Annotated in this window: 19 protein-coding genes and 1 tRNA gene; 9 read left to right on the top strand and 11 right to left on the bottom strand. The window is 36.6% G+C overall.

Annotated elements, in window-relative coordinates; all coding sequences use genetic code 11:
* The first annotated feature begins 2 nt into the window (after positions 1-2).
* Both LKF16_RS03280 and LKF16_RS03275 read left to right on the top strand, forming a co-directional pair.
* Positions 3-611: a sugar O-acetyltransferase gene (locus tag LKF16_RS03280; protein ID WP_291468601.1), complete on the top strand. Its 609-nt coding sequence runs from the start codon at positions 3-5 to the stop codon at positions 609-611.
* 80 nt (positions 612-691) lie between these two features.
* The gene (locus tag LKF16_RS03275; RefSeq protein WP_291468599.1) at positions 692-1,795 is read left to right on the top strand and encodes a low temperature requirement protein A; all 1,104 of its coding nucleotides are present in this window, start codon (positions 692-694) and stop codon (positions 1,793-1,795) included.
* A 42-nt stretch (positions 1,796-1,837) separates the two neighbouring features.
* Here the strand turns inward: LKF16_RS03275 and LKF16_RS03270 are convergent, their stop codons facing one another.
* The 4 genes from LKF16_RS03270 to LKF16_RS03255 form a co-directional block, all read right to left on the bottom strand.
* A complete protein-coding gene (locus LKF16_RS03270) occupies positions 1,838-2,650 on the bottom strand; it encodes a Cof-type HAD-IIB family hydrolase (RefSeq protein WP_291468597.1) in 813 nt (270 codons plus the stop codon).
* A 475-nt stretch (positions 2,651-3,125) separates the two neighbouring features.
* On the bottom strand, positions 3,126-3,818 hold the full coding sequence (locus tag LKF16_RS03265) for a hypothetical protein (protein WP_291468595.1): 693 nt from the start codon (positions 3,816-3,818) through the stop codon (positions 3,126-3,128).
* A gap of 76 nt (positions 3,819-3,894) precedes the next feature.
* Positions 3,895-4,497: a DJ-1/PfpI family protein gene (locus LKF16_RS03260; RefSeq protein ID WP_291468593.1), complete on the bottom strand. Its 603-nt coding sequence runs from the start codon at positions 4,495-4,497 to the stop codon at positions 3,895-3,897.
* A gap of 80 nt (positions 4,498-4,577) precedes the next feature.
* On the bottom strand, positions 4,578-4,883 hold the full coding sequence (locus LKF16_RS03255; protein ID WP_291468591.1) for a hypothetical protein: 306 nt from the start codon (positions 4,881-4,883) through the stop codon (positions 4,578-4,580).
* A gap of 196 nt (positions 4,884-5,079) precedes the next feature.
* Between LKF16_RS03255 and LKF16_RS03250 the strand changes: the two genes are divergently transcribed.
* On the top strand, positions 5,080-5,967 hold the full coding sequence (locus tag LKF16_RS03250) for a TM2 domain-containing protein (RefSeq protein ID WP_291468589.1): 888 nt from the start codon (positions 5,080-5,082) through the stop codon (positions 5,965-5,967).
* A 154-nt stretch (positions 5,968-6,121) separates the two neighbouring features.
* Here LKF16_RS03250 and LKF16_RS03245 read toward each other — a convergent pair.
* A tRNA-Gln gene (locus LKF16_RS03245) sits at positions 6,122-6,193 on the bottom strand.
* A 136-nt stretch (positions 6,194-6,329) separates the two neighbouring features.
* On the opposite strand from LKF16_RS03245, the gene LKF16_RS03240 reads away from it, so the two are divergent.
* The 3 genes from LKF16_RS03240 to yjeM are packed head-to-tail and all read left to right on the top strand — an operon-like array spanning position 6,330 to position 9,641.
* The gene (locus tag LKF16_RS03240) at positions 6,330-6,656 is read left to right on the top strand and encodes a heavy metal-binding domain-containing protein (protein ID WP_291468587.1); all 327 of its coding nucleotides are present in this window, start codon (positions 6,330-6,332) and stop codon (positions 6,654-6,656) included.
* 9 nt (positions 6,657-6,665) lie between these two features.
* A complete protein-coding gene (locus tag LKF16_RS03235; protein ID WP_291468586.1) occupies positions 6,666-8,096 on the top strand; it encodes a C69 family dipeptidase in 1,431 nt (476 codons plus the stop codon).
* 30 nt (positions 8,097-8,126) lie between these two features.
* Positions 8,127-9,641, top strand: coding sequence for a glutamate/gamma-aminobutyrate family transporter YjeM (yjeM, locus tag LKF16_RS03230; protein ID WP_291468585.1), 1,515 nt, complete (start codon positions 8,127-8,129; stop codon positions 9,639-9,641).
* A gap of 53 nt (positions 9,642-9,694) precedes the next feature.
* Here yjeM and glyA read toward each other — a convergent pair whose 3' ends face one another.
* Both glyA and LKF16_RS03220 read right to left on the bottom strand, forming a co-directional pair.
* The gene (gene glyA / locus LKF16_RS03225) at positions 9,695-10,924 is read right to left on the bottom strand and encodes a serine hydroxymethyltransferase (RefSeq protein ID WP_291468584.1); all 1,230 of its coding nucleotides are present in this window, start codon (positions 10,922-10,924) and stop codon (positions 9,695-9,697) included.
* An 11-nt stretch (positions 10,925-10,935) separates the two neighbouring features.
* The gene (locus tag LKF16_RS03220; RefSeq protein ID WP_291468583.1) at positions 10,936-11,736 is read right to left on the bottom strand and encodes a DNA/RNA non-specific endonuclease; all 801 of its coding nucleotides are present in this window, start codon (positions 11,734-11,736) and stop codon (positions 10,936-10,938) included.
* A 573-nt stretch (positions 11,737-12,309) separates the two neighbouring features.
* Here LKF16_RS03220 and LKF16_RS03215 point away from each other — a divergent pair.
* Positions 12,310-13,077, top strand: a complete 768-nt coding sequence (locus tag LKF16_RS03215; protein ID WP_291468582.1) for an NEAT domain-containing protein — start codon at positions 12,310-12,312, stop codon at positions 13,075-13,077.
* 45 nt (positions 13,078-13,122) lie between these two features.
* Here the strand turns inward: LKF16_RS03215 and htpX are convergent, their stop codons facing one another.
* On the bottom strand, positions 13,123-14,034 hold the full coding sequence (gene htpX, locus LKF16_RS03210; RefSeq protein ID WP_291468580.1) for a zinc metalloprotease HtpX: 912 nt from the start codon (positions 14,032-14,034) through the stop codon (positions 13,123-13,125).
* A gap of 16 nt (positions 14,035-14,050) precedes the next feature.
* Positions 14,051-14,599, bottom strand: a complete 549-nt coding sequence (locus LKF16_RS03205; protein ID WP_291468578.1) for a LemA family protein — start codon at positions 14,597-14,599, stop codon at positions 14,051-14,053.
* Between the two features lie 168 nt (positions 14,600-14,767).
* Between LKF16_RS03205 and LKF16_RS03200 the strand changes: the two genes are divergently transcribed.
* Positions 14,768-15,883: a serine hydrolase domain-containing protein gene (locus LKF16_RS03200; RefSeq protein WP_291468576.1), complete on the top strand. Its 1,116-nt coding sequence runs from the start codon at positions 14,768-14,770 to the stop codon at positions 15,881-15,883.
* Positions 15,884-16,025: 142 nt separating this feature from the next.
* The gene (locus tag LKF16_RS03195; RefSeq protein ID WP_291468574.1) at positions 16,026-16,322 is read left to right on the top strand and encodes a hypothetical protein; all 297 of its coding nucleotides are present in this window, start codon (positions 16,026-16,028) and stop codon (positions 16,320-16,322) included.
* A gap of 630 nt (positions 16,323-16,952) precedes the next feature.
* On the opposite strand, the gene LKF16_RS03190 is transcribed toward LKF16_RS03195, so the two are convergent.
* Both LKF16_RS03190 and LKF16_RS03185 read right to left on the bottom strand, forming a co-directional pair.
* Complete coding sequence (locus LKF16_RS03190; protein WP_291472670.1) at positions 16,953-18,374, bottom strand: glycosyltransferase family 39 protein; 1,422 nt, start codon at positions 18,372-18,374, stop codon at positions 16,953-16,955.
* The gene (locus tag LKF16_RS03185; protein ID WP_291468570.1) at positions 18,346-19,107 is read right to left on the bottom strand and encodes a glycosyltransferase; all 762 of its coding nucleotides are present in this window, start codon (positions 19,105-19,107) and stop codon (positions 18,346-18,348) included. The genes LKF16_RS03190 and LKF16_RS03185 overlap by 29 nt, the downstream gene beginning before the upstream one ends.
* Positions 19,108-20,224: the final 1,117 nt, after the last annotated feature.

Genomic DNA, 20,224 nt, shown 5'->3' with positions numbered 1-20,224 from the left:
CCATGAGTCCTGATAAAGAAAAAATGTTAGCTGGTAAATTGTATAAGGCTTCTGACAGTCAATTAGATAAGGAGACTCGTCATGCTAAGAAGTTGACTCGTCAATACAATGCAACAACTGAGGATGATGCTAGTTTGCGACAAGGTATATTGTTTGACCTCTTCAACAAAATTGGTTCGCCAAGTTACATCGAGCCACCATTTCGAACTGATTATGGAATAAATACGACTATCGGGAAAAATTTTTACGCCAACTACGATAATATTTTTATTGATGTTGCACCCATTAAGATTGGCGACAATTGTATGTTCGGACCTCGGGTCAGTTTGTATACTGCCGGTCATCCGATCGTATCCGACATCAGAAATGAACAACTAGAGTTTGGTAAACCTATTAGTATAGGAAACAATGTTTGGATCGGTGGCAATGCCGTGGTTAATCCTGGCGTAACGATTGGCAATAATACTGTAATTGGCTCCGGTTCAGTGGTAACTAAGGACATTCCTGACAATGTTGTCGCTGCTGGCAATCCTTGTCGGGTGATCAGAAAAATCACTGAACAAGATCAACAATATTGGGAACAAGAAAAACGCAGCTATTATCAAAATTAACTACTATCATCGCGACCTTATGGTTGTGATGATTTTTTTGATTTATACTATAAATAATAAATTGACAGGGGGGATGTCAGTTGAAAATTTTACCGAAAAAGGTTGAACTGACAGAACTGTTTTACGATTTAGTCTTTGTCTATGCGATTTCTCAAACAACTGGGTTGATTCATCATATACCGGACAATTCGACGTTTTGGCAGCAATTTACCATCTTCACAGTCGTTATGATCATCTTCATTAACACTTGGATGATCGAAACAGTCTTTACTAATCGATATGGTAAAAATTCGATCCCAAATATTTTGTTTTTTATGGTCGATATGGCAATTTTATTGTTTATGTCGAATAATTTTGTTGGTCCGTTAAGTGACTGGTTTAAACCGTTTGCCATTGCGGCATCGTTACTGACTTTGACTTTAGTCCTGCAATATTTAATGGTTTATGTAAACGCAGAACAGCCGGCAGATAAGCAAATTGCTCGTTTGTTCATGATCATTGTTGGCATCAGAGCTATCTTTTTGTTCGTTGGTGCTTTTTTACCGCTGAAAATTGGGATTACCGTAGCGCTGATTGGCGTATTTGCCAGTTGGGTCCTTCCTGGAATATTCACTCCAGTGATGAAACCACGTGCTATCAATTTTCCACATTTATTGGAACGATTAACTGCTTTAATCATTATTTTGTTCGGTGAAACTATCGTTGATATTGCACCATACTTTGACCTTCGAGAATTTAATTACTTATCCATTTTGATATTTGTGATTGTCTGTGCCTTGTTCATGACTTATATCACTCAATTTGATCATTTCATAGATGAGAATAAAACTCACGAAACTGGAAACCGGCTGATTTATCTGCATTACCCGATTTTATTTGGGATCAGTTTGATTACAGTTTCGTTATCCTTTATCCACGAAGAAGAGATCAATCAGCTTTTTTCAATTAGTTTGTTATATACCGGAATTATCTTATTTTATTTAGGATTATTTTTAGCTGACTATTACGATTTAGAAGATATGCATAAACTTTTGCATGTTAAACTGATTTTTCCCATAGCGACTGTCATCGGTTTGATTATCAGCGTTGTTTCTCAAGATTTTTCAATCGTTGTGGTCGTGACTGCATTAGTTACGGTAATAAATTCGTTCACGTTATCCCATAGCATGATCAAACAAATGTAAAAAGCTCTCGTTTGCTAGTAATTCAGCATTCGAGAGCTTTTTCTATAGAGCAAATTTTTCAATGGCATTACCAACGCCATCATGATTATTGTCAGTCGTAATGTAATCGGCCACTTTCTTAACTTCTGGTTGAGCGTTTTCCATGGCAACTCCAAGCCCCACGATCGAAATCATTGGGATATCATTATCTCGATCGCCCATCGCAATCACTTCGGACAAGTCGATATCTAAAATTTTTGCCAGATGTTTAACTGCTTCACCTTTATTGACATCTTTTGGAAAAATCTCAAGAAAGCCAACGCCAGTCCGGACGACAAAATAGTCTTTATCGAAAGTTTGATGAACAAGCGGCGAGATCTCATCTAATTCTTGTTCGTTTCCGTTGATAATTGCTTTGACGATCTCAAAATCATCAGGAAGGTCATCAGGCTCACGAACGTATAAGCCACCGTCATTTTCAAATGCTTGGGTGATGGTGTATTTATCGAACCAAGTTTCAGCACTAGTGTAAGTCTTGGCTTGAGTATCCACGACATTATAATGAAGGTTATTTTCTTTAACAAAGCTGACGAAACGGCGATAGAAACTATTGGGAAGGGTATTTTGGTACATGATTTTCTCATCCATATTCTCGATCATCGCACCGCCGTTAGTGATCATGTATTGATCAGAACCATTAATTCCAAGTTCTTTAGCGTAATTGATTACGGCATTGTGAGTACGTCCTGAACAGAGAACGACTTTGATACCTTTTTCTAGAGCACGTTGAATCATCAATTTATTTTTTTCAGAAACAGACTTTTGACTGGTTAATAAAGTGTCATCCATATCCAATGCAATTAATTTGTAGGCCATCTTAATCTCCTTAAGTAGTAGTTGTAATCATTGTACGAAAGCGTTTGTATTTGGTCAAAATAGTCACTATATTGATACCAAATTGTCATGAAAAAGGCTTTGAAAACGACCATATTCATGATGTATAATTAACTTCTAACTATTGAAAGTGCATCAATTGTAAATATAATTTTTGTAATATGACGAATAATTGTTATCGTAAAAAGTTATTATTTAATTGTTCCCAGATAGTTGTTTATGGTTTGCAAATACCCAATGTGAAAGGATATGAGATCATGAAACTAATCCAAATGATTAAACAAATTTTTGCCCCCGCTCCCAAAGAAATTGACGTTAAACAAAAAATCGTGCTTGCTGAACTACAAGCTGAAAATATGTATTAATAACCAGACTTTGTCGCATCGGGCAAGCTTTGGACATGTTATAAAATGACAAAAGCTCAAGACCTTAATTGGTCTTGAGCTTCTTTATTTGATTAGAAATTACCAGACAGAGCATCGATCAATGCGTAGTCTGGTTCAAAAAATGTCCCAAAGTTTGCAATTGTTATCAGTAAGTCGGTTAACAGTAATAGTGTAAAAATCGCTAACATCGTCAATGTTACGATTTGCTGCAGCGTTGGCAGCGTGTTGTTACGAACAAATCTGAATAGGTAAATTACGATCCATAACAAGATGAATAGGGTGATCAAACCTAGAATCGCAATATCCAAATGGTAAGTGGTGAAATCATGCAATAGATAAGCAGTTTTACCATTCATATCTCCAGTATGAATTTGTGGTTTCATCGTTTTAAAAATTGATTTCGTCGCTGAATCGGCTGCAGGGATGATCTTAGTCATCAGAGAAGAATAGGGATTAATTAAGCCCTGAATATTTGCTACCACAATAATCCAGGTCAGAAATGCTCCTAAACTAGTAAATATTTCTAGGATACTGAAGGCTTTTCCCTTAGATGATAATGGCTTACGTCGAATAAAATATTTTTTCCAGATGAACCAACTGACCCAAATCAAGGCCACAGTCAGAATTAGAAATAAAATTGCTTTTTGAAGATGGAACATTCTCCACTGAGAAATATAGTTTTGCAATTGCCCAGTTGGAGGATTGCTATGTCCGTCCCAGTATGTTTTAAAAGCATGGACTAACTCATTATCAGTGGCATTCATATTTTTCTCCAATCAACATTGAACCTAATTTATTACTTACATATATCATACTACTAGAGCTTTTTTGGGACTAAAGTTATTTAGATTCTTGATTTCGAAAACCCATACGTTGTTTAACATTTTTGACGTTTTTAGAATCGGTAAGTTGTTCGAGTAACCAATAAGCTACTGTCAATGCAGTCGCAGGTGAAGAAGAAGTGATCACGTTTTTATCAATAACTGTATCTGCTGAACGATCAACTTTTACACCCATTTGCGCTAATTGATCTTGTCTGATGTTGCCTGGAAAAGAGTAGGTTGTAGCTGGTCGATTTTTTAATATTCCCGAGTGCCCTAATGCCAGTGCAGCGACACAAATTGAGGCAATAGGTTTGTTTGCTTGGTCAAAATATTGAATGACATCACCAAATGTTTGACTGAACGCGTTATCATAAAAGTTTGCTTCGGCAAATCCACCAGGGATGGCTAAGGCATCAAAATCATTTAAATCTATGTTATCCAGTTGTTGATCGGGGACGACTGAATATCCCCATGTACAACGAAGCGTTGGCTGCATTCCGACTGAGACTAATTCAGTTGATTTGTCGCCTTCAAATAAATTCCAACCCAAAACGTCAGTAAATACGCTGGCTTCATAGGCTTCAAAACCGTCTGCCAGCAATAATAAAGTTTTTGACATAATTTCCCCCACATAAAATTGTTAATAACATCATACAAAAAAACCTCACATAAATGAATGTGAGGTTTGTAATTGGCAATCTATTCAAATTTAAGTTTATTTGCTACGTACTCTTGTTCAGCAATCGATTTCATTTGTTCCCAATCGTTAAAGTCAGTATTTTGATCGATCATATTGTCTAATTCATCTTCAGGGATGTTTTCAACGTAATCAGTTCTAGATAAGTTAACTCGATTTAAAAAGTCATCAACGGTGCTGAATTTAGTATGTTCGCGAATGAATTCGTCAGGGAACAAATCTTCAAGTGGAATTTCATCAGATCCATCCAATTCTTTGAGTGCGTGTTGCATTCTAGCTTGTAATTCTTTAAATAATTTCTTTGACATGTAAAAATCTCCTCGGTAATAAGTTGATTTCTTTGAAGTATTATTTTGCAATGATTTTGAGAATAATTCAAGTAATATACTCATGAATATCAATGATTGCGTTTTCTTGATAAATTAAACTATATTTCGCGAAAAATAAATTTATTTATCAATTGCTAAAGTGTATACTATTTTTAGTTATTTTCGGGGGGATATTATGGATCAAAATGCTTATTTAAAAAGTCAATTATCAGCACAGGAACTGATGATGGTAAGTTCAACAGTGGAAAGAAATGCGAAATCCGCAGTTGCTGCCTATTTACTTTGGTGGTTTTTCGGCTGGATGGGTGGCCATCGTTATTATATGGGGAAAACAGGTTCTGCGGTCATAATGACATTACTGTTCTGGATTGGTGCTCCATTATTTTTCCTTGGAGGAGTCGTTGGTCCAATTATTACCGGAATTTGGGGACTCGTGGATGTATTCTTTATTCATAATTGGTTGAATGATAATAAAACAATAGTTGAAAGAGATGCAATCAACCAAATATTGATCAGTAAAAACGGTGGACAAATGCCAGCGCAAGCTAACATGAATTTTGCACCTGCCCAAAATGGTAATTATGGTGATAACTACGTCAATACGCCAAACCAAAATAATTATCCAAACAACAATATGAACTACAATCAAAACGGCTATGCTAATAATGGCCAAGTTAATTATGATCAAAACGGATACGTCAATAACGATGCGAATCAAAATGTAGCGTATGACCAAAATAGCTACAACAATAATGGTCAAGTTCAAAACAACGCAGCTTACGACCAAAATCAATATAATAACAATCAAGTTGACAATAATAATTACGACAACTCATCAGCAGTTGACAACACTAGTTATAGTAATCCAACACCTGTTGAAAATGGTAATTTCGACAATACAGATACAGATAATCAAGCAAACTTCGATAACAACGTAGATTCAACTCAAGCAACAAGTACAGATGAGACGGTAGCTAATAACACTGTTAACATGAATGATTACGTTGATCAAAAAAATGAAGCCGACCAAGAATATGATCAAGCTTCAAATACTGAAAAGTAATAACAATTTAATAAATTAGACCACGTACAACTGCGTACGTGGTTTTTTTGATTTAAACAACACTGTTTATATTTTCAAAATAAGATCTAAATATATTAAAAAAGACCACAAGCAATTTTGCCTGTGGTCGAATCGATCAAATGTATTTTGTTTATTGGGCAAGTTGGGTTCGAACCAACAAATTGCGGATTCAGAGTCCGCTGCCTTACCGTTTGGCGATTGCCCAGAAATGTTGAATACTTAAAAAATTGTATTCAAAATATTGGATTGTGTCAAGTTAAAGTTGCTTTAATTTCCGATAATATCACCACTTTATGTGGTATCTTATTTAATGGAATTATATATCTTTATGAGGTGAAGTTTTGGATAATAACAAAATATTAGTATCAACAACAGAAAACATTCCTGGAAAGGAATATGAGATTATTGGCGAAGTCTTTGGATTGACCACACAATCCAAAAACGTCGTCAAAAATATTGGTGCTGGGTTTAAAAATATCATCGGTGGCGAGATCAAGGCTTACACAGAATTATTGAGCGATGCCCGTGATATTGCCATCAGCCGTTTACGTGACAATGCTGAGAAGATGGGCGCCGATGCTGTAGTAATGATGCGTTTTGATTCCGATTCGATCAGCCAAGATATGGAAACTGTGGCTGCATATGGTACTGCAGTTAAATTTAAGTAAGGTGATAATATGACATTAGAATACAATAAAGGTTCATTATCGGCTTGTACCAGTATATTAGTCGGTAAGAAAGCTTCTATTGGTGGATCAACGATGATCGGCCGTAATGAGGACGCTAAGACTTCCTGGCCAAAACATTTCGTAGTCCATCCATATGAGGAATTTGAAGAATCTCAAAAGTACGTTTCTAAAGAAAATGGTTTTGAGATGAAACTGCCGAAGAAACGATTCAAATATACCGCTACTCCTGAATGGACTGATAAAGAGGGTCTGTTTGAAGAGGATGGTTTCAATGAGTTTGGCGTGGCGATGAGTGCGACCGAAAGTGCATATTCAAATCAACGCGTCTTAGGCGTTGATCCATTGGTTGAAAATGGTATCGGTGAAGAGGCAATGGTCACAGTTGTGCTGCCTTATGTTAAAACAGCTCGGCAAGGTGTCGAACGATTGGGGCAGATCATTGAAAAACACGGAACGAGTGAAACCAATGGTGTATTGTTCTCTGACCAAAACGAGGTCTGGTATTTTGAAAACGGCTCTGGTCACAATTGGGTCGCACAACGGATACCAGATGACAGCTATGCGGTAGTCGCAAATCAGTTGGCAATTCAAGACATTGACTTCAACGACCCAGACAACTTTTTATATAAAAAAGATATTCAAGGTTTTGTAAATGACTACAACTTGAATCCTTATCCCAATAGCTTCAATTTCCGTAAGATCTTTGGGACTCACGACATGTCGGATGCAATTTACAGTACGCCACGTGTCTGGTGGGGACAGCAAGAATTTTCTGGTAAGACAGATGAGAGTCCTGAAAGCCAAGACCTCGACTTTATCAAAAAAGCTGATCGTCTGTTGAGTGTCGACGATGTGCAAAACTATTTGAGTTCTCATTTTCAGGGGACTGAATTTGATCCTTTAAATAAGGGTGAGAATAATCATCGTTATCGTCCAATCAGTTTGGCAAAGACGCAAGAGTCGCATGTCTTACAGATCAGACCGGATCTAAAACCAGAGATTGCCTGCGTTCAGTGGCTATCAATGGGAGTTTCTGCTCAAAGCGTTTATGTGCCATTTTATATGGGCATCGAGGATACGCCTGAGGAGTATCAAATTGGCGGTTTGCCATATGATAGTAAATCAGCTTATTGGACTTATAAACTAGCTGGTGTGCTACTAGACGGTCATTATCAACAATTTGGCGCTATGTTTGAAGAAAAACAAAAGGAGATCAATATCACGTTAAGAAAAATGTTGCGTGATTACGATATCCAGGCATTAGCACAAGAAGACGAAGATCTACCACGATTTTTGACTGCGGCTTCTTATAAGATGTCAAAAACTGCCTTAGATGCATACAAGGAATTGACAGCCAAGCTGATCACAGACTCGACTGACTTTTCACCGCTCAATTTTAAGACAGATATGAATTTATAATTACATGAGGGAATAGGGGATTTTTGAAAAATGGACGAAGGTAATTCGACGAAAAAAACCATCACGATGTTTGGTTTGATCATGATGATTTTTACGTCAGTATATGGTTTTGCTAATACAACCGTTGCTTACGAGCAAATGGGATTAGCTAGTATTGTTTGGTACTTATTTGCGGCAGTTTTCTTCTTCCTGCCAGTTGGATTCATGCTTGCCGAATACGGTTCAGCATACAACGAAGCAAAAGGTGGAATTTATTCTTGGATCGAAGGGGCAATCGGACCTCGATTAGCCTTTACCGGAACATTTATCTGGTTAGCTTCTTGGGAAGTTTGGCTAGTTTCAACTTCTTCAAAAGTTTGGATCCCAATGTCAACTTTCTTTGCCGGTCATGATACCACACAAAGTTGGCATTTAGGTGGTTTGTCATCGACGCAAACTATCGGTTTGTTAGCTGTTTTATGGATAATTTTTGTTACATTCACAGCTTCACGAGGAATCGATAAGATTTCTAAGTTCACTTCATTTGGTGGAACGATGATGATCATTTTAAACGTCATCTTCTTTGTACTCAGTATTGCAATGATCTTTTTATCAGGATTCCATATGGCTGAACCAGTTCACGGAATCAGCACATTCATCAACTCGCCAAATCCGGAATTCGCATCGCCAATCGGAATGCTGTCATTTATTGTTTATGCAATTTTTGCTTATGGTGGTTTGGAATCCATGGGTGGAGTTACCGACAGTATGAAAAATCCTAAAAAAGATTTCCCACGTGGAATCTTGATCTCAGCCGGAATCATCGCCATATTGTATTCATTGACGATCTTCTTCTGGGGTATCAGTACTAATTGGCATGACGTAATTGGTAAGAACGGCGTTAACTTGGCTAATATTACTTATGTCATGATGAGTAATTTAGGATATACATTCGGTACGCATATCGGAATGAGTGCCGCTGCAGCTACAACGTTAGGTGCATGGTTATCACGATTTACGGCTCTTGATATGTTCGTTCTTTACATGGGAGCATTCTTCGTGTTGATCTACTCGCCACTAAAATCATTTATCTTAGGAACTCCAAAAGACTTCTGGCCTAAAAAAGTTACTAAGTTAAACGACAAAGGGATGCCAGCATATGCAATGTGGATGCAAGCAATTTTCGTCTGTGTTGTTATTTTAGCGGTTGATTTCTTAGGTGGCCGTAATGCTAAAAACTTATATGCCGTCTTAACTTTGATGGCTAACGTTGCGACAAGTGTTCCATACTTATTCTTGGTTGGAGCCTTTCCATTCTTTAGCATGAATGATGATATCGAAAAGCCATATCGTTTCTTTAAAAATAAGAAATTTATGTGGGCAACTTCGATTTTGGTCTTCTTAGTAGTATTGTTTGCAATTATCTTTACACTGTTAGAACCAATCATCGAACACGCATATATGGATGCATTCTGGACAATTCTAGGACCAGTTCTATTCGGAGCTATCGCCTTGATCTTGTACGGTGCATATGCACGTCATGAACGGAATAAAAATCTAAATTAAATCAAAAAAGCATTCGGACAATTGTCTGAATGCTTTTTCAATATTAAGAGTGATTATTTTACTGGATGTTTATCTGTTAATGCCTTTGTACGGGCGTCTAATTCTTTAAGCTTGTCAGCATCATCGTGATACTTGATTGCATCAACGATAATGTGCGCAACCTCACGTGAGTCATCTTCATCAAATCCACGTGAAGTAATAGCAGGTGTTCCTAAACGAAGGCCAGATGTGAACTTAGGTGGCAATGGGTCGTTAGGAATTGCTTCTTTGTTAGTTGTGATATGGATCGAATCAAGTAAGTTTTGGACTTCCATACCGTTTAAGTCAGTTTCTGTTAAGACTACGTTCAACAAGTGATTGTCGGTACCACCAGTTAAAACAGAAAGGTCATCAGCATCGTTGATAACTTCTGCCATGGCTGCGGCATTCTTCTTAACTTGTTCCATATAAGTCTTGAATTCAGGTTGAAGATCTTCGCCAAATGCAACAGCTTTAGCAGCAATTACATGTTCCAAAGGTCCACCTTGTGTACCAGGGAAGACAGCAGAATTTAATTTCTTGCCAAGTTCAGCCTTAGCTAAGATCATTCCACCACGAGGTCCACGAAGTGTTTTGTGAGTAGTTGTAGTAACAATGTCAGCCACGCCAACTGGAGTAGGGTGCAAACCAACAGCAACTAGTCCGGCAATATGAGCCATATCAACCATCAAAAGTGCATTGACTGAGTCAGCAATTTCACGGAACTTCTTAAAATCGATGATACGGCTGTATGCAGAAGCACCAGCAACAATCAATTTAGGTTTAACTTCTTCAGCGATTCTTTGTACATCGTCATAGTCGATCAAACCATCGGCGTTAACTCCATAAGAATGGAAGTTGTACATTTTACCTGAGAAGTTGACACGGGAACCGTGAGTTAAGTGACCACCAGCATTAAGATCCATACCTAAAACTGTATCGCCAGGCTTTAAGACTGCTTGATAGGCAGCAGCATTAGCTTGTGAGCCAGAATGAGGTTGAACGTTAACGTATTCAGCGTTGAATAATTTCTTGGCACGGTCGATTGCAATTTGTTCGATTTGGTCGATATATTCGCAACCACCATAATAACGATGTCCAGGATAACCTTCAGCATACTTGTTAGTTAAGACTGAACCTTGAGCTTTTCTAACATTGTCAGAAACAATGTTCTCTGATGCAATAAGTTCGATGTTACGGTTTTGACGATCTTCTTCCTTTTGGATTAGATCAAAAACTTCTTTATCACCATTACTGTATTTCATTGAATCACTCCTTAATTATTATTAACTACGCTTGTACCATCAGCATAATTGATATTGACGCCTTTCTCAACATTGAAAATGTATACATTAAAATAAATTTGTTTGTCAAGCGTCCCATTTGTATCCAAAGATTCAGCCATCATCTGTACTCCACGGGCTAATAGCTCGTTTCCTCGGTAGATAGGTTGAACACGGTAACGAATGTAATTATTGGGGTTTTGTTTCAGATAATAAGCAATATCGTCTTCGTGTTTCAACATTTCTGGAGCATTGAGAGAACGCGTCCCAGTCATTAAGTTCTTGGGATTATTGTTCTGTCCAGAAAGTTGGTAACCAATCAAATGAGAACGATTGTAGAGCCACCCACCGTTAATCTTTTTATTGTGCCAACCGGTAGGATTAACGTAAAGCGGTTCTCTTTTGGCTGTCGGCATCAAGCTTTTATTGAGCAGCGCGTCAGCTTGAACGGCTCGGTTCAAATTGTCCAGGTCGGCGAATTCTTGCCAAGCACCTTTAGATACATTCAGGTCAGCCTGTGAAAAAGTAGGTTGATTGTTGTTGACTTGGATCTCTTGCGTTCCATTGTAATTTAAGCCTGCCAATTCAGATTTAGACTTAACGTTTTCAGAAGTTTGTTGCTGTCCATTACTGTTGGAACTAGTTTGGAACGATTTGTAGGCTCCAGAACCTCCAATCGCCAATAATAACAGTCCGAGTGTGAATAACTTTTTGCGTAAGCGACGTTTTGGTTTTGTCATGAGTGTGGCAATCAAAACGACCAACCCCAAAACTAATACTAATAACATATACATTAGGTAGTACTCCCTCCAATAGTTTACCAAGTGCAGTTTATAATATCTGCAAATATGCTTGATTTCTTGGTAATCGATATGAATATTTTATCATAACACGACCATACGTTCGCATTGAAACTGCTTGAAAAATGATATTTATAAAGTTATGGTTGAGTTATAAATGAGAGGAGGTTTCTATATGAAAGTTATTGTAGTAGGTTCATCTCATGGTGGGTACGAGACGGTTGAAGGACTTCTCAAACAAAACCCAGATACTGAGATCCAATGGTATGAAAAAGGTAATTTTCTATCATGTAGTATGCAACTGCTAAGGCATACTTCAAGTTGACCTAGAATGCTGACAATCACGTAGTTGTCGCCGCACAAAAAGCAGTTGACAACGAAAATAAATAATTATTTGTAAAAATGATAAATGAATCTCATCATGACAAATGCTATAACTGATAGGAAGTACAGAGAAGTTAGTGTAAACTAACTTCTTTTTTTGCGGTCAAATAGGCGATTAAGCACTTTCACAATTAATGTTTGTCTAGTAAAATAATTGTATTAGTTATGTGAAGAGGGATTATTATGAGAAAGAATAGACTGATTTCGATTGGCTTAGCCCTGTCGTTATTCTTAGTCAGCATCTTGTTATGGTCGAATAAGGCTGATGCAGTTTCACTGCAATATCAGGTTTTGCAGCCGAATGGGGAAACAAGTCATGCTGATCAGTACATGGATAAACCTGCCAATGTGATTATTCAAGATGGTAAATACTACGTGTCAATGACGTCATCAGTCCCAGCTTGGATTGGTTCGCATCCTGTGACGTATACTAGTATCAATAATGGCGATGGCCAAATCGTCAACAATGCTCATGGGGCTTCATTTAAATTTACTACCACAGACTTAAATAAGCTGATTCCAGTGACAATGCATTTGGATGTCAAGGTCGCCAATGTAAATATGGATACAATCGTATATCTTAAATTTTTGAATGTGCCGGCATTGAACAGCGGTAATTCGGGAGCTAATCAAGCGAGTGCCGATGGTGGCAACGGGGATGCAGCTAATAGTTCCGATGGACAAGCGGCTAACAATGATTCAGCCAATCCAGGTGACCAAAATACTGATCAGTCAGAAAAAAAGGTGACGATCAAAAAGCCTGTTAAATTGAATTCTAAAAATTCACCTAAAAAAGATAAATCATCTGACGATGGTGATTCAGTGATTTATCCTGATAAGGATAAGAAAACTAAAAAAGACACTAATCACCCAGTTTTAATTGCTTCTGGCGTAGTTTTATTAGCAGGAGTGATCGGAGTCGTCGTATATTATCGAAAGAGTATTTTTTAACCAAAAAACACGAGTGAGAATTTATTTTCTCACTCGTGTTTTTGTTTACATAAATGCTTTTTGTAATCTTTCAATTCTTTTATCTAAAGGTGGATGCGTGTCGAACCAGTCAGCAAAGCTACGTTTTTTCTTAGGATCAGAAAAGTATAGTGCAGCACTGGCATCGTCAACATTTTTCATTGGTTGATCGTAACTCTGCAACTTTTTGAGTGCGTCAATCAAACCTTGTGGATTCTGAGTTAGATTAGCTCCTGAAACGTCGGCCAAATATTCTCGATTTCGAGAAATTGCCATCTGAACTAAGTTGGCAATAATTGGTCCAAGGATCATAAACACCAGACCGACCAGCCATAGCACAGCTCTGACAGCAATCCAGCTGCCATTGCGGTCGTCGTCATCGTCTCCAAATGGAAGAACGAAACGATAGGCATTACCGATCAAACTACAAATCAAGATGATGGCAGAAGATAAGGCGACCGATATTGTGGAAACTCGAATATCAAAATTTTTAACATGGGATATCTCATGGGCCATGACACCTTCAAGTTCTTCACGATTCATCATGTCATAAAGACCTCTAGTTACTGCAACTGCGGCGTGTTGTGGATCTCGTCCAGTGGCAAAAGCGTTAGGACTAGGGTCTTCAATGATGTAGATCTCAGGAAAAGGTATCTGTGCCACCATCGACATATCTTCGATAATATGCCACAGCTCCGGAGCCTCTTGTTCAGAATTGACCTTCTTGGCATTGTTCATCGACATAACAATACTGGTCGATTGGAAATACGTGATCAATGCATAAACCAGTGCGATTATTAGTGAAAAAGCAATTCCATACCAAATATTGTCAATGAAAAAATAGCCGATAAAACTGCCTAATGCAGCCAAGATCAAGAAGAAAATTACAAATATTAAGTAAGTTTTTCTTTTATTACTATCAATTTGCTGGTAGAGCATTATTTTCTCCTAAAGTTTAAAATTTAACCTTTGGTACTTCTTTATCGGCTTCAGGAATAGAAATAAAGTCGATGTTTTGGAAATGGTGGATCCCAGCGATAATATTACGTGGGAACGTCTCAATAGCTGTGTCATATTGTTGAACTTGACTATTGTAAGCTTGACGGGCATATGAAACTTTGTTTTCTGTATTTGAAAGTTCTTCCATTAATTTTTGGAACTCAGTATCAGCTTTTAAATTAGGATAACTTTCTGACAAAGCAAATACTTGTCTCAAGGCACCCGTTAAGGCGTTATCGGCTTGAGCTTTGTCAGAGGCTGAGTCAGCTGCGACCAATTGATTTCGTGATTGGACAACCTTGGTCAAAGTTTCTTGTTCGTGGGTAGCATATCCCTTAACAGTTTCGACCAAGTTTGGGATCAAGTCTGTCCGACGTTTTAATTGCACGTCAATTTGAGAACTAAATTCTTGAGCACGGTTACGATATTTAACCAAACCGTTGTACATTGCAACATAAGCTACAACTAGTAATACTAAAATAACAATGATAATTAATGCGATCATTATTTTCTCCTTTGGGTTTATTGGATACATTTTACCATATCAGGCAGATTAGGTATTAAATCTAAACTAGCAAGTAAATTAAAATTGGCGAGCCTATAACGTGTGATTTTTTGAAACTAATTTTATAATGTTGTTGATAAAAGATTTTATGACTTAGGAAGAATAGTTATGAAAAAATTTGTACGTGTTTTGGCTATGACAACAGCCGTCGTTGCACTATTATCACCAGTAGTTACCATGCCATCCGTGGCTTTGGCGGACGAATATGATGACCAAACTGAGCAGACGCCAATTGTAAAAAATGGCGATCCGGATTTTAATCGCAAAGTGGATGCTTTATTAAAAAAGAATAATTTTTGTGGTTCAGTTTTAGTCATGGAAGATGGAAAGCCTCTCTACACTAAGAGTGTTGGTTACGCAAATAAATCTCAAAAGATAAAAAATAACAGCAATATGACTTATGAGATCGATTCGATTCAAAAAAATTTAACGGCCGGATTAATTATGAAACTAGTTGAACAAGGGAAGATTAATTTGAATGATCACTTGAACAAATATTTTCCTAATATTCCCGGAGGAAATTTAATCACTTTACGTCAAATGTTAGACATGAAGTCTGGATTAGTGTTGCCAGGAAACGGTCCGAAAAAAGTATTGCCAGACAACAAGATTGTTGATTCGGATATCGGCAGCATTACCTTTAGTAAAGTTATGCTGAACAAGTGGCAATATTCGCCAATCAATTTCGTTTTGTTAGCAAGAATCGTCGAGAAGGTAACTCACAAAACTTATAAACAAGTCTTTACGAAAGAATATATCGACAAGCTGCATTTAAAACAGACTACTTTTGCATATGGATCTTCTCATGGCGTCAATAAAGCTCAAGGATATACGAATAGAAACCCATTGTCTCCTGATTTGAATTATCATAATCCTTACATTACGAAGCCATTTGAAACTAGGGATGAATTGGGTACAGGTCAAGTATTTATGAGTCCACATGATTTGTTTAAATTGGAAAATTACATTGTTTCTGGAAATATGTTGACCAAAGAATCACGTCAGATCTTATTTGTGCCTGCCAGCATCAGTACTTACGGTGGTGGATTTTACAATAATCACGCCAGTCATTCAGCTAATGGATGGGGTTATGGTTTTCAATCAGTTGTTCATATTTCTGACGATGGACAGACTGCTGTTGTAGTGATGAGCAATTACCAAAGACTGGCTAATGACAACAAACCGATGGCCAGTCAGATCTATTCCTTAGCAGTCCAATATTAAAAATACAAGACTTTCATTTGAATAATTCTCGAGTATCATGGAGTTTATTGTGGAAGTGCAAAATCGGAGCGATTAAAAATGTTCCGATTTTTTGTTGCCAAAGCAAACGTATGTTCGTATAATATTTGCTAGGGGTGTTTATATGAATAAAGTAATTTTGGACGATTTTATTAGCGAATTCAAAAAGGGATATAACAAGGACACGTTTAATAGTCTAGAAGTCGTAAATAACGATTTATTAGATCAATCATCAATATTTATTAAACAAAATAAACCCGCTGAAGATGAAATGAAACGGATCTACTCAATTTCACCAATGAATACAACTTCAGTGAATGTAATTTTAAATGAAGCATCTAAACAACTTCCGTTTGATGGATATTATCTACGAGAACGATCGGGGAAAGCAATGTCAAATTACGTGCAATTTTCCAAATAAAAAGCGCTATCATTGCTTATATCATTACATTTATTAACATAGTTGTAATTTGTGTTACAGCACCATTATATTTGAATTATTTTATTTAAATTTAGGTTAAAAATGTAGACATATATTTCCGAAATAGCGATAATGTAATTAGATAAATGAGATTCATTTATCAAAGATTCATAGTTTTTCGGTAGTACATGTAATACCTTTTTACCAACACAAAGATTCCCCTATTCATTTTTATGAGTAGGGGGATTTTTGTTTATAGTCAAAATTAATTAAGTATCATGTTCGTATTTTTGATGATTTAATTCGATTTAAGAATATATTATGATTATGGCGATTAATTGCGAAAAACCGGAATTTATTTGATATGATTTTTGCAAAGTGCTAATATAAATGCGTTGTACAACAAATTTAATAAGTTAGGAGCAAATATTATGACACTATTATCAAATCTATGGTCATCATTGTCCACATTTAATTCTAGTATTGGTTCAGCCTTCAGTTCATTGTTCTCATCATTGTTCAGTGGATTGACATCATCAAACTAATGTCATAATTTTGTTTCCAGCATATTATTTAGTTAAACATTTGGGAAAAAAGAAGCCGAGATCATTGATCTCGACTTCTTTTTATTTATATCGTCAAAGTTAAATTCCATTTATGGGACCGTTCAGTAAGTATTTGCACTCCCAAACCAAGTATTAAAATCAGTGGGATATAGAGAATTGAATGGTAACGACCCTGAACTTCAAAGATCATTGAACCTAGAATAAAGCCATCTAGCAACAATGAAAAATAAAATAATTTGTTTTGAATCAGAACTCCACGCGGTAGTACTGGTGCAAATAATAAGATAAAACTCATCGTGATAATTGCTGACACTAAGATAAACTCAAAGAAAATGACCGATAATGAAACCAATGGTTTTTTCATAGAATAGAAGGTAGCAGCATGACGATTGTTCTTATAAGTGTTGTATAGCAGCCAGTCGTAACCGTAGTCTTCAGCAGCGAACCGAGTATATTTTTGATCGAGGAAGATTCCCCATTTTCCATGAGTGTTCAAATTATTTACATTGTCGTGAATCCTACGATTAAGCTCGGAATCAATATGCTTGTCCATATCAGTTTGATCGGAATATTTCTTATAGTTGTCATTCATGATGCCGTAAATACTTTTATCGTAAGCACCTGATGTTTCTGGCGATGTACCAGTTGCTAAACTATATTTGTTTAAAGTCTGATTTGAACCTAGCTGAAGTCCGTAAACTGCTGAATAAATATTAGCCGATAATGAACTAAAGACCATAAAGACTGCGAAAAATCCAAAGTAGTAAAGGTAGCGTTTTAATCTTAATATTGCCGGAATTTTTTTCGTATCGCGTTTAAACATTAAGAAAAGGAGGCCGGCGACTAACCAAATCGTGATTGTCGGTCTGACCATGTAGGCGAGTATCGATAAGACAGTCATACTGAGTACACTAGTGAACCATCTTAAATTAGAACTATTTTCAGTCCGACTAAAGAAAGTATTAAACGTGATCAATAGCCCCAAGGCAAATGTTAAAAACATCGGTTCGGCGCCATTTAAAATACTGTATAAAAAGTAAGATGGAATTAGTGAAAAAATTAATGCTGAGAAAATTCCAGCTTGTTTATTTATGATCGATGCACATAATTTGTAAAATAGTAGTCCGTCAAAGAATGTGATCACGATATTTAGAATTTGAGAAGTGATGAAGTTAGTCCCAATTAATGAGTATGGGATCGAGTATAGAAAGGCGATATTCAATACATGTGGCCATGATGAATTAACGCCTAGCATGTTACGTGTCCAAGGAATTCCCGAAGCTCTAGCATATGCTAAATAATGGTAATTCCAATAATCAGATGTGGGTCCGATCCGATAGGTCAAGACGAGGAAAACTTTTATCAAAGCGATTGCCAGTAACACTAGAACTAAGAAAACAAATGATTTGTCGCTGATATATGAGGCGGTTAAATATGCAAAGGCAAACAACAGCGAACTAACTAGGATCATTGAAAAAATCGCCAATCCAAGGTCTCCAGTCATGGTAGAACCTTTCCAAGTTGCAACAGTCATCAAAATCAGTAAGGTTATCGCAACCAGGATTGCAAACGATTGCGCTAGGTAAGAAGATTGCTCGATAGTTTTGAAACAGGCCTCTGACAGTGAATTCGAAGTCCTCTAATAACGAATTTCCCCAACGGACATTTAGAGCCATTTCCATGGTGAGAAATTGTCCATTTCCACTGGCAATAGCCTGGCCAAGACGATTGCGACTTTCTTGCATGAAAGAGTTGGCCCCTAAAAATTCGGTATCCTGCATCCTTGATAGCCAGTTATATTCACGACGATTCATGGCTACGGCACTTTGCACCATGCCGACCGGATTGTTTTCAAATGTACCTATAATATTGGTCATATCTTTTGATGACATGAAACCATCAGCATCGATAATTCCGATAATGGTATGTTGTTGGTCGTATTGATGTTCAAGGCTGGAAATAAAATCCAGACCGTAATTTAATGAAGCGCCTTTTCCTTGTTGTGCGTTTGGAAATTTTCGTTCCAATACGTAAACGTTAGTCCGGATACCCATAGTGGCATCACGGATGATGTGTAAGTTCTCTAATGTTCGGTCACTTGAGGCATCATCGATCAAAACGATGTTTGGCCGAATTGTGGAATGCACCGAATTTAGTTCATTAATCAAGTTGTTAACATATGAGAAAATGGTGTTTTCCTCGTTGAGTAAGGGCACCATGATGTATAAATCATATTGGTCGTTACCCTTATGACTTTTAACATTTCGAACCCTTTCAAAATTGAAGATCGAGAACCACAGTAAATAACAAATGAATGTCGTCAGTGAGAGCACTAGCAACACATTGGTAAAGATATGTATGATTTTTACCCCCTTAAAACCATATATCGCATGATAAATTTTATATTAAAATAATATTACACTTTATTTACAAAATAAACTATAAAAATGAATCAAAAAAATAAATAAAATTTTGAGAGATTTCAAGATTAATTAGACCAATATTTTTTTAAAAAGGAAATTACAGTTGAAAAACTACTAAAAACAAGTCTTTCCAAAATAATGCTGCCAACTATGATGTATACCAAAAATGCCCACACCTTATTGGTGTGGGCATTAACTATACGTAGCTTATTTACGATTCTCTGCTTCTAATTCCGAGAGTATCTCCCGTTCTTTGACACTTCTAATAGTTTTACTGATCCGAAACATTTTTCTGAAGAAATCTTTGATCTTGGTCATCGTAATCTCCCCCATACATTCAGCTTTTACTGTCATCAGTGTTTGGACAATCTGAACACGAAATACTTGGTTTATTAATTGCCATTATTTTAAAATAACAGAAAGTATTAGTCAATTTATCTAATTAAAATTGATGAAAAGTGCATAAAAAAGTCCTCTTTGAATAAAAGAGGGCGAGAAATTATTGGGGAGAAACACATGAAATAATATTTGAAATTACAAACAAATTGCTTTAGTAGTCCTCAATCGAAATACTATGATCGTTGGTAGAAACCACAAGTACCTCTATCTGAGAACAACCACATTTTATGACCGTTTAGTGATTTAAAACTACTATGTTTGAATAAATATATTTACCGATCTTGAAATAGACCATTTCAGAAAAACTCTATCTAGTTTTCGCTCAAAATCACCGTTTATTGACAGGATTAGACGTGAATTATGAACAAAATTAACATATATATCATTAACTAGTCCAATTTGTTCATAGCCTGATATTACAACGATATTTGTTAGACCATTTTGGTAAATTAATAAAAATAATTATTTAAATTCAATGAATATACCACAAATATTTTTTACAAAAAATGACCTA

This window comes from Companilactobacillus sp. (assembly GCF_022484265.1).
Lineage (GTDB): Bacteria > Bacillota > Bacilli > Lactobacillales > Lactobacillaceae > Companilactobacillus.
The sequence above is the reverse complement of the archived record's forward strand: the minus strand, read 5'-3'. Positions and strand labels throughout refer to the sequence as shown.

What these genes read in the sequence shown, in the direction of transcription:
- LKF16_RS03280 (WP_291468601.1), top strand. Translation starts at nt 3, where the DNA reads ATGAGTCCTGATAAAGAAAAAATGTTAGCTGGTAAATTGTATAAGGCT.
- htpX (WP_291468580.1), bottom strand. Translation starts at nt 14,034, where the DNA reads ATGCTCTACCAGCAAATTGATAGTAATAAAAGAAAAACTTACTTAATA.
- LKF16_RS03195 (WP_291468574.1), top strand. Translation starts at nt 16,026, where the DNA reads ATGAATAAAGTAATTTTGGACGATTTTATTAGCGAATTCAAAAAGGGA.
- LKF16_RS03220 (WP_291468583.1), bottom strand. Translation starts at nt 11,736, where the DNA reads ATGTATATGTTATTAGTATTAGTTTTGGGGTTGGTCGTTTTGATTGCC.
- LKF16_RS03260 (WP_291468593.1), bottom strand. Translation starts at nt 4,497, where the DNA reads ATGTCAAAAACTTTATTATTGCTGGCAGACGGTTTTGAAGCCTATGAA.
- glyA (WP_291468584.1), bottom strand. Translation starts at nt 10,924, where the DNA reads ATGAAATACAGTAATGGTGATAAAGAAGTTTTTGATCTAATCCAAAAG.
- LKF16_RS03255 (WP_291468591.1), bottom strand. Translation starts at nt 4,883, where the DNA reads ATGTCAAAGAAATTATTTAAAGAATTACAAGCTAGAATGCAACACGCA.
- LKF16_RS03235 (WP_291468586.1), top strand. Translation starts at nt 6,666, where the DNA reads ATGACATTAGAATACAATAAAGGTTCATTATCGGCTTGTACCAGTATA.
- yjeM (WP_291468585.1), top strand. Translation starts at nt 8,127, where the DNA reads ATGGACGAAGGTAATTCGACGAAAAAAACCATCACGATGTTTGGTTTG.
- LKF16_RS03270 (WP_291468597.1), bottom strand. Translation starts at nt 2,650, where the DNA reads ATGGCCTACAAATTAATTGCATTGGATATGGATGACACTTTATTAACC.
- LKF16_RS03265 (WP_291468595.1), bottom strand. Translation starts at nt 3,818, where the DNA reads ATGAATGCCACTGATAATGAGTTAGTCCATGCTTTTAAAACATACTGG.
- LKF16_RS03205 (WP_291468578.1), bottom strand. Translation starts at nt 14,599, where the DNA reads ATGATCGCATTAATTATCATTGTTATTTTAGTATTACTAGTTGTAGCT.
- LKF16_RS03215 (WP_291468582.1), top strand. Translation starts at nt 12,310, where the DNA reads ATGAGAAAGAATAGACTGATTTCGATTGGCTTAGCCCTGTCGTTATTC.
- LKF16_RS03250 (WP_291468589.1), top strand. Translation starts at nt 5,080, where the DNA reads ATGGATCAAAATGCTTATTTAAAAAGTCAATTATCAGCACAGGAACTG.
- LKF16_RS03185 (WP_291468570.1), bottom strand. Translation starts at nt 19,107, where the DNA reads ATGGTGCCCTTACTCAACGAGGAAAACACCATTTTCTCATATGTTAAC.
- LKF16_RS03200 (WP_291468576.1), top strand. Translation starts at nt 14,768, where the DNA reads ATGAAAAAATTTGTACGTGTTTTGGCTATGACAACAGCCGTCGTTGCA.